Source organism: Veillonella sp. Ser01 (assembly GCF_053850375.1).
In genome coordinates this window covers 44,546-59,299 of sequence record NZ_JBSPUA010000001.1, presented here as the reverse complement: position 1 = coordinate 59,299, position 14,754 = coordinate 44,546, and the positions used below count along the sequence as shown (strand labels likewise).

Below are 14,754 nucleotides of genomic sequence, written 5' to 3'. Positions count from 1 at the left end.
CCTTAAAACTGTAATTTACATGAACTTAATTTAGCTTAGAAAATATCTAATAAATATATAATTATCATTTATATATTCACCTATTTAATCGATAAGTCAGAGAAAACTATTTGTATAAACACACAAAAAGACACCTTACAAGGAAGGTGTCTTTTGCTTATATATTCTTATATTCTTATATTCTTGTGCTTCTATTTCTCTATAACTGACTCATCCAGCTGTGTACCATCAGCTAAGAATGCTTTTACTATTAATTTATTGGGTGTAACAGTCATCGTCATATAGTTATTCTTATCTCGATCTGGTGCCACATATACATCTAAAGGATGTTCTTTCCACTTAGGGCGACGAGCATCTCCAGCGATACCAGTCAGGATATATAATGTCCCCGAAGCATCTCGATTAAAGTTGCGTACATGCCCTCTATTACGATAAGAATGTAAATGAGCTGACAACACTAAATCTACATTAAACTCATCAAAGATAGGCATAAACAATACGCCCTCTTCGTTGAATCCTACATCACGACTTGCGCCTGGTCGGTCAAAGGCGTATTGGAATGGATCGCGATGCATAAGGACTACGGTCCACTTTTTAGTATTAGCTGCCAAATCTTGGCGTAGCCACTGAACCTGTACATCGTATAAATCTGGATGATGCTTATCATGATTATCTTCATGATTACTTTCATAAAGTTGCGTATCTAATACAACATAATGAACATCACCGAAGTCATAGGAATAATAACGACGATTAAAAATTTCATTTCCATTAGGCGGTACTGCGAAGTAATTCAAATACGCGTGAGGCTCACGCATTTTCCAATCTAATGTATACATCTCATGGTTGCCTAAGATCGTTGCTAACGGCACAGTAGCACTCAATGGTCTGATGGAATTCAACCAAGTGCGCCATTGATAGTCTTGTTCCCCATTATCTACAAGGTCCCCCATACTAATATACAGGGCTGTCCTTGGATTGCGATGTGCTGAGTCCTTTACAATCTGTTCCCACTGAGAATAATCCCCCGACTGAGAGTCTGGATAGATAAGAACATCATAGACACTAGCGCCAGCGGTTTCCAACGAATACCAATCACTACGGCGATCACTGCTATACCCAACACGATACTCATACTTTGTTTTAGGTGTTAACCCTGTCAAAGTGCCTTCATGAATATAGGTAGTACTGCCGTCATCGGTAAAAGCTTTATCTGTAGCATTTATGGTTTGTATAGTATCGGTCCCATCTTGGCGATATTCTATGATGGCATCAGATTCACTGTTATCAGACTGCCACATAATGGTTCGACTTGTGCTATTATCTTGAGCTACAATTTGCCGAATATAACGACTTTCAGAATCGAGTAGTGGTTTTATCTCTTGCCCACTCACAACAGCCGCAGTCCGAGCAATTCGACTGTATATAGTATCCCTATATACATAGCTACCTACAGTAGCACCAACCACGGTAATAATAGCTAGTAAGGATATGATTAATCTTTTTTTGTTCATATAATTCCTTTATTAACAAAACTGTTTGATTAATATTTAATATGAACACATTATAAAACTTAAACTTAACTTTAAGTCAAACAAGAGTTTTCTATACTTCTTGAATATCTACTTTTCTATATCTAGCAGAAACACATCCCAACATATTTAATTGTGGTATGTTCCATTCATTAGGTAAATAGATATCACAGGTAAGCTCATCGCCTATAGAGTTATTAGCTATAAATTGATAGCGCCCTAGTTCCTCATTGCTACATACTCTTTCAACCTGATTTAAAGTAGTAGCACTCCAAAATCGGTTAAATTCCATCCAAATAATTTCCACATCAGCTTGAGATAATTCAGTCTGTAGTCTATATTTTATGCCAACTTTACAGCGTTTTTTTAACCCCTTTTCATCAGCACTACAAACCTTAGTAGAACCTTTATCAAAAGACCATTCTAAACCATTTAACGATTGAACTTGAGTAGAAATGAGATTTTTAAAATTTGAAAAATCTTCCAGAAAATGTTTACACGCTACCTCAAATGTATCTAATCTATCTATATTGCTCAATTCACAATACCTCTTTTAAAGTATTTACCTACTATTTTTCGTAATATTGCTTCATTTGTGTATAGCCATTAACGATGACTTCAATTTCACCTGTTCTAGGATGGAAGATAAGACCGTGAATAGGTACGTCTTTCGGAATCAAAGGATTCATACGCAATTCGTCTACCGTGTCTTCTACATTTTCAGCAGGATGTGTAAATCCATCTGCCCAGCGTTCCATTTCTTTATGGACCATATGAATCGCTTCTGGTGCAATGCCACGAGCCAACATTTTTTCTGTTAAATTTTTTGCTGTAGTTTTTGCCATACCACATTCATGATGACCAATAATAAAGATTTCGTTAACTCCTAGCTCATAGATACATACAAGTAAGCTACGTACAACGCCATCAAAGGGACCTGTAATGCAGTTCCCTGCAGTCTTTACGATTTTCGCTTCACCGCGTCCAATATCCATGGAATCTTCTAAGAAGTTAACAAGACGTGTATCCATGCATGTAACGATTGCCATTTCACGACTAGGCATCTTACTGCATTTAGTATCTGTTTCTACATAACCTGTATTTTGATCTTCTACATATTCTCTATTATGGGCTAAAATATCATCTAATAAACTCATAGTACCTCCTATATAAAAAGACCTTGGCATACAACCAAGGTCTCTATATCAATAATGGTCGATATAAATATTATATCATATTCAGTTATCCCCATTCTAAATCACTAACATTCTTAGATTATTATCCTCCAAAAATAGATTTAGAATAATTAAGTTAAGTCTTATCTATCAGGTGTAGATAGTGCTTCGATAGCAACACTACCACCGCGAACAACTTCAATGCGATTAACGAACATATCTTTAAATAGAGCAATCATGTCGTTATTTTTGGATACTGTTTTTACACATTGTACGAGAACAGATTTGCGGTTATAATCGACTATCAACAAGTCAAAGGTTTGAGCAATACGGAAGATTTCTTGTTTATCTGCTTCTTTGCAGCTGTTGACCTTAATAAACAATAGTTCTTTTTTTGTAATCCGCATATCCGTAAAGTCGATAACCTTAATCACCTCTACACTGCGATTTAATTGTTTAATGATTTGTTCGTACGTCAAATCGTCACATGTGAGCTCAATTGTCATACGAGACATGGTAGGATCTTCTGTCTCCCCTACGGTTAATGTATCAAGGTTATAATTTTTACCTGCGAAGAGGCCAGAAATTTTAGCCAATACGCCGATTTGGTTTTCTACATACGCTGAAATACAGCGTTTTTCCATATGTAATTCCATAGCCCCTCCTATTTTTTATCCTTTAATAACATATCGCTTAAAGACTTGCCAGCTGGTACCATTGGCAATACATTGAGCTCCGTTGGAATGATGAACTCAAGTAATGTAGGACCATCTTTGAAAGTATCTGCCAATTGGAACCCTTTTTCGATATCCTCTACCTTCGTGATACGCATAGCTTTAGCACCATAAGCTTCTGCCAATTGTACAAAGTTTGGAACATATTCAAACTCATCATTATCGATCATATCACGTGTCACAATGGAGCTTTCATCCATCAACAAATTAGTACAAGCATATCGTTTGTCGTAGAACAATTGTTGCCATTGGCGTACATTACCAAGGAAGCCATTATTCAAAATGATGAGAGTTACTGGCAAACGATAATGCATAGCTGTGGCAAATTCTTGGATATTCATTTGTACGCCACCATCACCACAGATAGCAAATACTCGTTTATCAGGATTGCCAATTTGAGCCCCTAACGCTGCTGGGAACCCATAGCCCATCGTACCAAGGCCACCAGATGTCAACATTTGGTGTTGCCCTTTAATTTCAAGGAACTGAGTAGTCCACAATTGATTTTGTCCTACATCGGTAGCAACAATAGGTCGTGCATAGTGGTTATTAATATAGTCAATAACAATTTGAGGTGTTAAGCCCTCTTCACCCGCTTGTGTAACAGGGCGCTCAGCCTTAAGTTGTTGTAATTGCGCAGGCCATTCACCAAGATCATGAGGTTCAATATATTCCAATAATTTTTCAATAGCTAATTTAGCATCTGCTACAATTGGAATATCTACCTTAATATTTTTAGAAATAGATGCTGCATCCACATCGATATGGATAATCTTACAATTTTGTGCAAAGGTACTTAATTTGCCTGTAATACGGTCGTTAAAGCGTGTACCAATAGAAATCATTACATCGCAATCAGTGAGTGCCACATTCGGTGCATAGCCCCCATGAATACCAATATTGCCAAGATATAAAGGATGTCGACTATCGATAGCACCTTTCCCCATCAATGTAGTTACAGCAGGAATGCCTGTTTTTTCTACTAGCTCCATCATGAGATCGTTAGCACCACTAATGCTAACGCCACCGCCTAATAAGAATAGTGGTCGTTTAGCCTTGCTGATAATAGAGCATGCTTTTTTTACTTGTCCTACATGAACTGTTGTATTTGGTTTATAGCCACGAATATTAACCTCTGTAGGATACTCATCAGAGCCCATAGCCTTTTGAATGTTTTTAGGAACATCCACCACTACAGGACCCGGACGACCAGTACGGGCAATATAAAATGCTTCTTTCAAAATACGCCCTAGCTCTTTACGATCACGAACGGTAACAGCATATTTACAGATATTGCGCACAATACCAACCGTATCCACCTCTTGGAATGCGTCATTACCCATGAGGCCCAAGTCTACTTGACCTGTAATACAAACAAGGGGAACACTATCAGCGTATGCTGTAGCAATACCTGTCACAAGGTTTGTAGCACCTGGTCCAGAGGTTACCATGCACACCCCTACTTTACCTGTACTGCGAGCATAACCATCTGCTGCATGAGCCAATGCTTGCTCATGACGTGGCAAAATTACTTTTACCTTATCTTGTTTGTATAATTCATCCATGATATCAATAGTTGCTGCCCCAGGATAGTTGAATAGTATATCTACCTGCTCCTCTTGAAGGGCCTTCACCACATATGCTGCGCCTGAAATCATAGGTGCCTCCTTAACTATGTAAAAAATGCATATCGCATTCTCAATATTCTCATTCGATATATCTAAAAAATTGAATATCTTATATAGATGTGTTATACTCAGTAGTGTACCACATGTTGTGGTACATGAGTATGTAATAAATCTCAAATTATAGAAATATATATTAATTTTGTCTGGAAAGGACTGTAAAACCATGAAAGAAATCTTAGGTTTCCACTTAAACGGTTGCCCTTATTGTGCAAATGCATTCCGTGCTATCGATGAACTTGTTGCAGAAAACCCTGCATATGCAGACATTCATATCAACTGGGTTGAAGATCAAGACGCTCATGAGCTCTTCAAAACTCACCCTTATGAGTACTATCCAAACTTATGGTTCGACCTCGACAAACAATATGAGGCTCAACCTGGTGAAAGCTATGACCAAACAAAAGCATTAATCAAAGCTGTATTGGACAAAGCAATCGCATAAGATTATTACACAAAAACGTGATAAAACCATTAAAAAAGAGGCTAGCATAGCTAGCCTCTTTTTTTGTCTTTCCATTCAAGATACATATGTCTAATAACTTGGATCGGTGATACCAATAACATCCTTGGTCCACCATAACGCATAATTTCACGAATCTTTTCACGATAATTAGGTGCATAGCAATGTGTTTTACATACACTACAGAATGTTTTACTTTCCATATGAGGACATGCATCAATGCGATGCTCCGCATATTCCCAAACCTGCTCACAAGCCTCACATAGCTGCCCCTTAGGAGTATGGTGCTTATTATGACAATAGATGCCAATAATTTGGTACATAGTTTTTAGTTCTAACTTACGTTTTTCATCAACTGTCATACTACCCTCCTATTTCACGGACCATGATACCCATGCCACTTTATCAACCGTTTTATTATGAATTTCTCCATTAATGGCTAATGGTTCAATGAGATTTCTAATTTCTACTTTCATATCTTCTATATCGCCCCATGTATTATTATGAAGTCGCATAGCAAAGTAATTAACCGCTTTATCAAGGCTCATAACCTCTGTTTCAGGAACTGTCTTATAGGTTACTTTTACATTATGCCCTATTTCATGAATAACATCTAAACATGCTTTCATCTTACCATCCCAAGGGAATGAATCGCGACCAAAGAAATGTTCAGATAACATATCTACCGTTTCATCGCTGCGTTCACTAAAAGCGATCCACAAGCATTTGTCCTTACTTGATTCATGCATGGCGCGAATGTTTTCTACATCAAACATGATAGGGCAAAAAATACTATATGTTAAATCAAAGGTTTTATCCCATTTTAGTTCACGGCGAGTTTCATCAGACCACGGTGCAATATACAAGCTAAGATCTAAACCTTCTGCCTCTGCTAATTGTTTAGCACCACGAATCATACCATCAGATAAATCTATACCTGTTGCCTTATGACCTTCACGAGCCAATCCTAATGCATAGTCACATACACCACAGCCAATATCAAGGGTACAACCGCCTTTAGGGGGCAAAAGATTTTCATCCTTCAAGAAGGATAAAAACTCTGTAACCTGCGCCTTACGATCGTCCCGATTGTGCATTTCTACAAAGTAATTAGATCGATTATTCCACGCATCTTGCTCATTACGCCAAGTTTCGTCGACGGTGAGTTCTTGTATTCTATTTGTCATTCTATCTCCTCTGTATCACTACATCAAAACTATGCAATGATACAATTTAGTACTTTATTAATCTTAATTAGATAATCTATATGTTATTCATCACGTCCTATATGCCTAGTGTTCCAGCTAGGATGTTCAGATTTTCACAAGGACAATCTTATTGTACATCATTCTCAAAATAAAATGTGTTACTCAAATCACATTTACACGTTATTTCAATACTATCAAATATAAAATCCTAAGTGGCGCTTTTAGCTGTACCACACCCCCTATATATCACCATATAAAAAAACCTCCACTCATTGGAGTGGAAGTTTTCTAAATCATTTATATCAACAATATGCTCATTACTTCGTATCTGTTCAGAGCCAGTAATGAAAGCTTCACGTAGATCCTAATTTCTTCTCTAATAATTTTCTTGTTTCCCTCTTGAGTAAAGGCTTTTTAATGCCGAAAAACTAGATTTAATATAGCTGTTTCATATATTATTTATATTTATTATAATAAAGAAAAGGAGGCTTTGAAAGTATGGGAAAATATATGATAATCCTTATGTTTCTATTGATTGCTATTGCTGTAGTTTTTGCTACTTATAACTTATCTATCATTAGATCTATGCCTCCGGAAGAACGTTATAAACTTCTTTACTTTAAGGATGATCAAGTCTCTATAGGCATTGGCTTAATTAAAAAAACCTTTAAAATAAGCGATATTCGTGAAGTACGTTTTTCTAAAGGAAAACAATTCCGTAGTATGGGCAGCTGGGCCGGCAGAATGCAAATTTGCAAACTAAATGGTAAAACAAGTCGTTGGATAGAATTTGATGGTACTGTCTATTACAAAAAGATGGTATATATAACTAATGAAGAAATCATTGATAAAGCAATAGACTTACTGATGAATGAATTTCAAGCACGAGGAATTCGTTGTACTAAATATAGATGCTAACATATAATTTTCTGAACTATACATCAACCTAAAGAATAAAGACACATAAAAAGGCTTCTCGAAATTTCGAGAAGCCTTTTATTTGGTGCGCCTAGCAGGATTCGAACCTGCGCACCCGGTTCCGGAGACCGGCGCTCTATCCCCTGAGCTATAGGCGCATGAATACCTAAAAATTATATCATATTACGCTATGGTTCGATAGTATAAAGTATAAAGGGACTTAGTCTACATATAGAAAAGACCTTACTTTAAGTCAGTTTAGGTTCGAAATAACTATAGTTAAACTCAAGCACTGCTGCTACACCGTCTAATAGTAAGGTCTATATATTTATATTTTTTCTTTAATTAATTCTAATAGAGCATCACAGCTACGACTTATGTCGTCATAGGTTTCATCAAAATTTCCCGTATACCAAGGATCCTTTACATCACGGCTTTCACCAACAAAAGACATGGCCTTGTACACCTTAGAGTCCACATCATCGCCAATGATACGTTTTAAATTACGTCCATTATTTTCATCCATGATAATGAGGTAATCAAAATTATGATAGTCATCAACGGTCACTTGACGAGCCTTACGACGTGTATAAGGAATACCCAGTTCATCTAATTTCTTTTTAGTCCCATAATGGGTGTCGTTCCCTATCTCCTCACGAGATGTAGCGGCGGATTCGATATAAATAGAGTCGCCTAGTCCAGCCTGTTTAACAATATGCTTCATATAAAACTCTGCCATCGTTGAACGACAAATATTACCATGACAAATAAATAAAACCTTAACCATCATAACTCCTCTAGTAACTCAACAATCGATAAGGTATTAACGTACAAAGTTCGTAGATACGTTTTTCTCTGTATCTGGATATGGTACGCCTTGCTCCTTAGCTACAGCAAAGCTACGCATCATCCAAACCATATTTCTCGCCAAGTTGCGCATGGTTTGCATACCTTCTTCATCTTGCTTAGCATCGTCGGCTACTAGACCATGGCTAATATTCCAATACGTAGAGCCTGCAATTGGCATTTGAGAAATACCAAAGTATTTATTGAGTACATCAAAGGATGCAGTTGTACCGCCGCGACGAGCTACGGCAATAGATGCACCAGGTTTAAAGGCAAATGGATTGGGCGTTACGCTTTCTGCACTATAGAATACGCGATCTAAGAAGGATAAAATACGTCCACTCGGATGTGCATAGTATACAGGTGTTGCAAAGATAAAACCATCTGCATCTTTCGCTTTTTCTACGAAGGCATTTACATCATCATCCTTAAATACACAATCGCCATGCCCAGAACAATAACCACATTGAATACAATCACGAATAGGTTTATTGCCTAGCTGAATGACCTCTGTATCTACATTGGCTTCACTAAATACCTTTTGTACCTCTTGTATAGCTTGCATTGTTGTGCCATTTACATGGCTACTACCATTTACGATTAGAACTTTCATATTATATCCTCCTAACTCTTACTTAAGAAGTTACATATTAACTAGCCTTTATATACTAACATAGATATACCAAATTGTTAAAGTCTGCCCATCACAGCAAGCCAGTTAATATTTGCCTATTTGCCGCTATAGAATAATTCACATAAACACTTTTACAAAAAAACTCTGTAGCAACTCAATTCGAGCTACTACAGAGTTTTCATATATTTAATTAAAAGTTATGTCGTACTCCTGCATCGATACGCCATGTATTATCTATGGTAGCACCAAAGTTTTTAGTGAATGTACCATATAGATATGTGCTAGGACGAAGGCTCCAAGAACCGCCGATTTCCGCATCAAGCCATGTATCCTTTAAATCTACAGTTGTTTGTACTGTTGGATTACCTGGTGCAGAATATGTAGTATTTACCTTACCAGAGAATTCATGAGCTAGTGCTAGTTTTGCAAAGATATTAGATTTTTCTGTTTCTTTACCAATACCAATGCCAAGTCTACCTACGGCAGAGTTGACCGCATCAGATTTCACATGCATGGATCCACCGCCTGCAATAGTTGCATCATAGGATATACCATTTAAACGACCTAAAATAAATTCTACACTAGGGTCGATATAGAAACCATTTTGTTTTTTAATACGTTTGCCATATTCAGCACTCAAGGATGTACCAAATGTATGGTAGTTACCATTCAAATGTTGACCACTAATTGAGTTAAGGCTATAGTCGTTGGATAATCTATTACCACGAGCGATGATATCTATATACCGACCATCATCGTGTTGCTTTGTACCATATAAGGCTATACCACCTAACTTACCGTCGCCACTGCCGTTAGCATAAGAGTTACTAGATGTACTGTAATCTAGAGCACCGCCGAAAATCCAGCCATTGGAGGCTTTATGATCATACCCGATTTGTACGCCATTGTATGTCATATGTGCATCAGCACCATCTGTAATCTTAGATTTACCACCTATATATTTAGCCCATATACCTTGGTTTGTATTAGCTAGACGAAGATCACCTAAACGACGTTGTAAATCATTAGTATTATTTTTCCACGCCATAACCGTTGAAGTAAGGGCAGATTTTGTGCCACCTACGAGTGATGATTCGCTAGCACGAACAACTTTTGTTGTATCATCTACAACGAGATGACCTTGAGAATCAAAATGATCTGCCCCTAGGTCTGCAACAGCACCAGGTGTAGTAACGCCTTCATTGATTTGAACTGTTGTGCTAAGTTTCTTATCATTGCCTGTGTATTGTAATTTCTCAGCTAATGCTTGAATATCCTTTTTGTAGCTTGCATCGTCGATGGTACTACCGGAATGGTCGCCTTTCATTGTAATATGGCTATTATCCGCCGCATGTTCAACGATGATTTGCCCTTTTCCAGCTTCGCTTGCTGGTACGCCAGATTTATAAATAGCATTCACATAACCGCTATAGTTCTGAATTGTTATAGGCCGCGCATCGATAGGATGAATGTTACCTGCTGCCGTTGGGTTAACACCACCTACAAGATTGCGAACCTTACTACCCTTGTATAGGTACGCTGCATTATCCCCTGATGGACGTTCTTTTTTAGGTGTAGGACGCTCCATGCCAATCCATTCATTATTCCAAGTAGCTCCGTTTTGTAGGTAAATATCTGCACCGGAATTATGAGGGTTTTTATTGCTTTCAGCATATTCATTCAAAACAGCACCGGTAAGGCTAGAGTTTGGTGTTGTGAAAGCTAGTGCTATATTAGTTGGTTCTACGTTGTGATTTGGATCGCGGCCATAATCCTTGTTGATAAGACCCACATTACCAACAGTAACTAAGTCATGAGTGCCTGGATGTTTACCATCAGAGCCTGCATTTACATAGACATCGCCCTCTTCAGCTACTACAGAATAGGTATCAGATGTTTCTACAGGATGAGTGATAATCTTACCGCCTCCATCAACAAGGATATGACCTCGTTGATTGACTTGTAAACCAGAGCCGATGGCATCGATATCTACATTACCTTTAACGTGAATATTAGTATCCCCAAAATCTCGGTCCGGATTATCCTTGCTAAGACGTGGCATCTTCCCACCGTAACCAGCATAGACTGCACTCATATAATAATGGCCCAATTCACGTTTAGAAGCAGGCGCATCATTTTTAAGTCGAACCACTAAATCCTTATCTACCGTTAACTGGGACCCAAAGCCATTATAAATACCTGTAACATTCTTACTTTTACCAGCCTCTGTTAAACTTTTACCATGTACATTAACGGTTAATGTATCCTCTATGCGTTTAACCTCAGGTTGCGTTTGTACTGGTGACCCCATTGTTAAACCCAGCAACTCCTCTGCTTTATCGCTAGAAGCATTAATTTCTGTAGCCATAGCAGTATAAGAAATACCAGTCAAAACTAAGGCAGCCATCATAGCGGATAAATGGCGATGTAACTTCATAATAATCTCTCCTTTTACTTACCTTGTAGGCAAGCGTCCTCATAGAACACATTTACATTTTTATTTGCTCAAAAATGTAAAAAGGCCCCCTAAGTCCAACTTAGGAGGTCTTTTATAACTACACACTCATTAAATAGTACACACTATTATTCAGGATTGATGATGAAGGATAATGCGCTGAAGTATTTGTTTTGTTCCCCTTTAGTTTGTGTTGGGAAACCTACTTCAACACCTACTACGTTAAGGCCATTAGCGCTTACAGTCACTGTTGCTTTACCGTTAGCATCAGCTTGGCTTTCATTAGTAAGATCGTTAATTACGTCTTTGATTAAAGGTGCATTTGCATATGGTTTGCCTTCTTTCAAGACTTGAATTTCATATGTATCACCTTTTCTAAGAGTTAATGGGTTAACGGATGGAATGATTTGGATGAAAGCATCTTTATTATTGAAAGGTTTTGCTTCTGCATTCCAGTAGTGAACATCATATTTAATGGCATGTGTACTTTTTTGAGCACCAGGTACTTCTGTAATTGGTTTATGAACAGTTTTGCCATCTTTGTCTTTTGTCCAATAACCATAGTCAAAGTCAGTTACTGTAATACCCAATTTATCATTTGGTACAACTACTACATTTTTTTCATGTTTAATAACTTGTACAGGAATTACCATGCCATTGTTATCTAAACCAATGATGCTTTTTACCATTTCTGGGCTATATGCATCATCAACAGGGCCTTCGCCAAGTACTAACGCTTTTTCATCTAAGCGATTAGCAAAGAATACACCATGAGCATCAACAGAAGAGTACACAGAGCCTACAGCTAAACCTACAGCAAATAAAGATGCTAAAATTTTCTTATTCATAAGAACCTCCATAATCAATAATTGATTTCAACAAACTTGCTATTATTATACATCGTTATGGATATTCCGTATATACTGATACCCCTATCAGCAATGCTTTATGCAAAGTCAGTATATACAAGCTTTTATATAATAATTAATCATAAATGATAAAATTATCATCCATTTTTCATATAGATATAATAAATAGGAATATCTTCTTTGTTATCTGTAACATAAAAACGACGCCCCCATAGGAACGTCGTTTTATATCACTAAGGATATTATTTTTTGTTTTTAGCAGCTTTCGCACGTGCGTTACGATCAAGGATTGTTTTACGCATACGAATGCTTTCAGGTGTTACTTCAACGAGTTCGTCATCGTTAATCCACTCAAGAGCTTGTTCCAAGGAGAAGATACGAGGTGGAGTCAAGCGTACTGCTTCGTCAGAGGAGCTGGAACGCATGTTAGTAACGTGTTTTTTCTTACATGGGTTAACATCCATATCAAGTTCACGAGTGTTTTCACCAATAACTTGGCCTGCGTACACGTCTTGGTTAGGACCAACGAACAATGTACCGCGGTCTTGAACAGAGTTCAAACCATATGGTGTAGTTTCGCCATTTTCGAATGCAACCAAAGCACCGCGTGTACGGGAAGGAATTTCGCCTTTGTATGGTGCATAACCATGGAATACATGGTTCATGATACCATTACCTTTTGTAGCTGTTAAGAATTGTGCACGGAAACCGATCAAACCACGCGCAGGAATTACGAATTCCATACGAAGGTAACCAGCTAACTCAACCATGTTAGTCAATTCAGCTTTACGTTGGCCAAGATTTTCCATTACAGTACCCATGAATTCTTGAGGTACGTCGATGGTCAATGCTTCTAATGGTTCGCACAATTTGTCGTTAATAGTTTTGAAAATTACGCGAGGTTTACCTACTTGTAATTCATAGCCTTCACGACGCATAGTTTCGATCAATACAGCCAAATGCAATTCGCCACGGCCAGATACTTTGAAAGCATCTGCAGAATCAGTTTCTTCTACCTTCATAGAAACATTAGTTTCTACTTCGCGGAACAAACGATCACGTAAGTGACGGGATGTAACGAATTCACCTTCGCGACCTGCGAATGGAGAGTTGTTTACGGAGAATACCATGGACAATGTTGGTTCGTCGATGGAGATGGATGGTAATGCTTCAGGATTTTCAGCATCTGCTACAGTTTCGCCGATATTGATATCGTCGATACCAGCGAACGCAATGATATCGCCCATTTCAGCTTCGTCAGTTTCAACACGGTTCAAGCCATTGTATGTATATACGCGACCGATTTTCGCTTTACGAGTGCTTTCACCAGTCATGATAGCTACTTGTTGGTTAGGTTTCATTTTACCACGAACGATACGGCCTACTGCGATTTTACCGATGAAGTTATCGTAATCAAGTGTAGTAACCATGAATTGAAGAGGACCTTCCAAATCACCTTGTGGTGCAGGAATTTCTTCGATCAATGTTTCAAACAATGGTTCCATATTTACAGCTTCGTCATCCCAGTTAGTTTTAGCCACACCAGCACGAGCAGATGCGTATACTACAGGGAAATCTAGTTGGTCATCATCAGCTTCAAGTTCCATGAACAATTCAAGAACTTCATCTTCAACCTCTTTAACGCGTTGGTCAGGACGGTCGATTTTGTTGATAACTACGATTGGTTTCAATTTTTGTTCTAAAGCTTTACGCAAAACGTATTTAGTTTGAGGCATTGGACCTTCATAAGCATCTACGAGAAGCAATACGCCGTCAACCATGTTAAGTACACGTTCTACTTCGCCGCCGAAGTCAGCATGGCCTGGAGTATCAACGATGTTGATTTTAATGCCATCATGCATAACCGCAGTGTTTTTAGACAAAATAGTAATACCGCGTTCACGTTCCAAGTCGTTGGAGTCCATTACGCGTTCTGCTACTTTTTCATTTTCACGGAACACATGGCTTTGTTTTAATAACGCGTCCACCAAAGTAGTTTTACCATGGTCAACGTGGGCGATAATCGCTACATTACGAAGATTTTCGCGAATCATAAGATCCTCCCTTTAATTCTTTTAGTATATTCTATATCACATAGCGCTTGTAAAAGTAGCTATGTAGGTATATTCCCAAAATTGGCAACACTTAATTATAACGTAGTCTATAGAAAAAAGTCAAAGAAATACAGGATTTCTAATCATGGCAATTTCTACATTTGATTATACTTTTGAGTCA

14 protein-coding genes and 1 tRNA gene are annotated in these 14,754 nt (G+C 37.9%); 2 read left to right on the top strand and 13 right to left on the bottom strand.

What is annotated here, in order from left to right:
- Window positions 1-191: 191 nt before the first annotated feature.
- The 5 genes from ACWTVK_RS00280 to ilvB form a co-directional block, all read right to left on the bottom strand.
- Window positions 192-1,514, bottom strand: coding sequence for a fibronectin type III domain-containing protein (locus ACWTVK_RS00280; protein ID WP_456045585.1), 1,323 nt, complete (start codon window positions 1,512-1,514; stop codon window positions 192-194).
- Window positions 1,515-1,605: 91 nt separating this feature from the next.
- Complete coding sequence (locus tag ACWTVK_RS00275; RefSeq protein ID WP_456045584.1) at window positions 1,606-2,070, bottom strand: hypothetical protein; 465 nt, start codon at window positions 2,068-2,070, stop codon at window positions 1,606-1,608.
- A gap of 31 nt (window positions 2,071-2,101) precedes the next feature.
- The gene (locus tag ACWTVK_RS00270; RefSeq protein ID WP_456045583.1) at window positions 2,102-2,689 is read right to left on the bottom strand and encodes a beta-class carbonic anhydrase; all 588 of its coding nucleotides are present in this window, start codon (window positions 2,687-2,689) and stop codon (window positions 2,102-2,104) included.
- A gap of 161 nt (window positions 2,690-2,850) precedes the next feature.
- Window positions 2,851-3,363, bottom strand: a complete 513-nt coding sequence (gene ilvN / locus ACWTVK_RS00265) for an acetolactate synthase small subunit (protein WP_456045582.1) — start codon at window positions 3,361-3,363, stop codon at window positions 2,851-2,853.
- Window positions 3,364-3,371: 8 nt separating this feature from the next.
- The gene (ilvB, locus tag ACWTVK_RS00260) at window positions 3,372-5,099 is read right to left on the bottom strand and encodes a biosynthetic-type acetolactate synthase large subunit (protein ID WP_456045581.1); all 1,728 of its coding nucleotides are present in this window, start codon (window positions 5,097-5,099) and stop codon (window positions 3,372-3,374) included.
- Between the two features lie 193 nt (window positions 5,100-5,292).
- Here ilvB and ACWTVK_RS00255 point away from each other — a divergent pair, with 193 nt between their 5' ends.
- Window positions 5,293-5,571 (top strand): hypothetical protein, encoded by a 279-nt coding sequence (locus ACWTVK_RS00255; protein WP_005385785.1) that lies wholly within the window; start codon window positions 5,293-5,295, stop codon window positions 5,569-5,571.
- A gap of 50 nt (window positions 5,572-5,621) precedes the next feature.
- Here the strand turns inward: ACWTVK_RS00255 and ACWTVK_RS00250 are convergent, their stop codons facing one another.
- Window positions 5,622-5,951: a nitrous oxide-stimulated promoter family protein gene (locus tag ACWTVK_RS00250; protein WP_005385779.1), complete on the bottom strand. Its 330-nt coding sequence runs from the start codon at window positions 5,949-5,951 to the stop codon at window positions 5,622-5,624.
- Window positions 5,952-5,960: 9 nt separating this feature from the next.
- Entirely contained in the window at window positions 5,961-6,776 is an 816-nt protein-coding gene (locus ACWTVK_RS00245; RefSeq protein WP_287534356.1) for a class I SAM-dependent methyltransferase, read from the bottom strand.
- A gap of 519 nt (window positions 6,777-7,295) precedes the next feature.
- Here ACWTVK_RS00245 and ACWTVK_RS00240 point away from each other — a divergent pair.
- Window positions 7,296-7,715 carry a hypothetical protein gene (locus ACWTVK_RS00240; protein ID WP_303939401.1) on the top strand — a complete coding sequence of 140 codons (420 nt, stop codon included), beginning with the start codon at window positions 7,296-7,298 and terminating at the stop codon, window positions 7,713-7,715.
- 83 nt (window positions 7,716-7,798) lie between these two features.
- Here ACWTVK_RS00240 and ACWTVK_RS00235 read toward each other — a convergent pair.
- The 6 genes from ACWTVK_RS00235 to typA form a co-directional block, all read right to left on the bottom strand.
- A tRNA-Arg gene (locus ACWTVK_RS00235) sits at window positions 7,799-7,873 on the bottom strand.
- A 170-nt stretch (window positions 7,874-8,043) separates the two neighbouring features.
- Entirely contained in the window at window positions 8,044-8,502 is a 459-nt protein-coding gene (locus ACWTVK_RS00230) for a low molecular weight protein-tyrosine-phosphatase (RefSeq protein WP_456045989.1), read from the bottom strand.
- 36 nt (window positions 8,503-8,538) lie between these two features.
- The gene (locus ACWTVK_RS00225) at window positions 8,539-9,174 is read right to left on the bottom strand and encodes a flavodoxin family protein (protein WP_456045580.1); all 636 of its coding nucleotides are present in this window, start codon (window positions 9,172-9,174) and stop codon (window positions 8,539-8,541) included.
- A 211-nt stretch (window positions 9,175-9,385) separates the two neighbouring features.
- Complete coding sequence (locus tag ACWTVK_RS00220) at window positions 9,386-11,632, bottom strand: autotransporter outer membrane beta-barrel domain-containing protein (RefSeq protein ID WP_456045579.1); 2,247 nt, start codon at window positions 11,630-11,632, stop codon at window positions 9,386-9,388.
- A 146-nt stretch (window positions 11,633-11,778) separates the two neighbouring features.
- Window positions 11,779-12,498 carry a DUF4198 domain-containing protein gene (locus ACWTVK_RS00215; protein ID WP_308522478.1) on the bottom strand — a complete coding sequence of 240 codons (720 nt, stop codon included), beginning with the start codon at window positions 12,496-12,498 and terminating at the stop codon, window positions 11,779-11,781.
- 263 nt (window positions 12,499-12,761) lie between these two features.
- Window positions 12,762-14,573: a translational GTPase TypA gene (typA, locus tag ACWTVK_RS00210; RefSeq protein ID WP_005385769.1), complete on the bottom strand. Its 1,812-nt coding sequence runs from the start codon at window positions 14,571-14,573 to the stop codon at window positions 12,762-12,764.
- Window positions 14,574-14,754: the final 181 nt, after the last annotated feature.

Bases quoted from the DNA above. Each gene is read 5' to 3' on its own strand.
- ACWTVK_RS00280 (WP_456045585.1), bottom strand. From the start codon at position 1,514: ATGAACAAAAAAAGATTAATCATATCCTTACTAGCTATTATTACCGTG.
- ACWTVK_RS00270 (WP_456045583.1), bottom strand. From the start codon at position 2,689: ATGAGTTTATTAGATGATATTTTAGCCCATAATAGAGAATATGTAGAA.
- ilvN (WP_456045582.1), bottom strand. From the start codon at position 3,363: ATGGAATTACATATGGAAAAACGCTGTATTTCAGCGTATGTAGAAAAC.
- ilvB (WP_456045581.1), bottom strand. From the start codon at position 5,099: ATGATTTCAGGCGCAGCATATGTGGTGAAGGCCCTTCAAGAGGAGCAG.
- ACWTVK_RS00255 (WP_005385785.1), top strand. From the start codon at position 5,293: ATGAAAGAAATCTTAGGTTTCCACTTAAACGGTTGCCCTTATTGTGCA.
- ACWTVK_RS00250 (WP_005385779.1), bottom strand. From the start codon at position 5,951: ATGACAGTTGATGAAAAACGTAAGTTAGAACTAAAAACTATGTACCAA.
- ACWTVK_RS00245 (WP_287534356.1), bottom strand. From the start codon at position 6,776: ATGACAAATAGAATACAAGAACTCACCGTCGACGAAACTTGGCGTAAT.
- ACWTVK_RS00240 (WP_303939401.1), top strand. From the start codon at position 7,296: ATGGGAAAATATATGATAATCCTTATGTTTCTATTGATTGCTATTGCT.
- ACWTVK_RS00230 (WP_456045989.1), bottom strand. From the start codon at position 8,502: ATGGTTAAGGTTTTATTTATTTGTCATGGTAATATTTGTCGTTCAACG.
- ACWTVK_RS00225 (WP_456045580.1), bottom strand. From the start codon at position 9,174: ATGAAAGTTCTAATCGTAAATGGTAGTAGCCATGTAAATGGCACAACA.
- ACWTVK_RS00220 (WP_456045579.1), bottom strand. From the start codon at position 11,632: ATGAAGTTACATCGCCATTTATCCGCTATGATGGCTGCCTTAGTTTTG.
- ACWTVK_RS00215 (WP_308522478.1), bottom strand. From the start codon at position 12,498: ATGAATAAGAAAATTTTAGCATCTTTATTTGCTGTAGGTTTAGCTGTA.
- typA (WP_005385769.1), bottom strand. From the start codon at position 14,573: ATGATTCGCGAAAATCTTCGTAATGTAGCGATTATCGCCCACGTTGAC.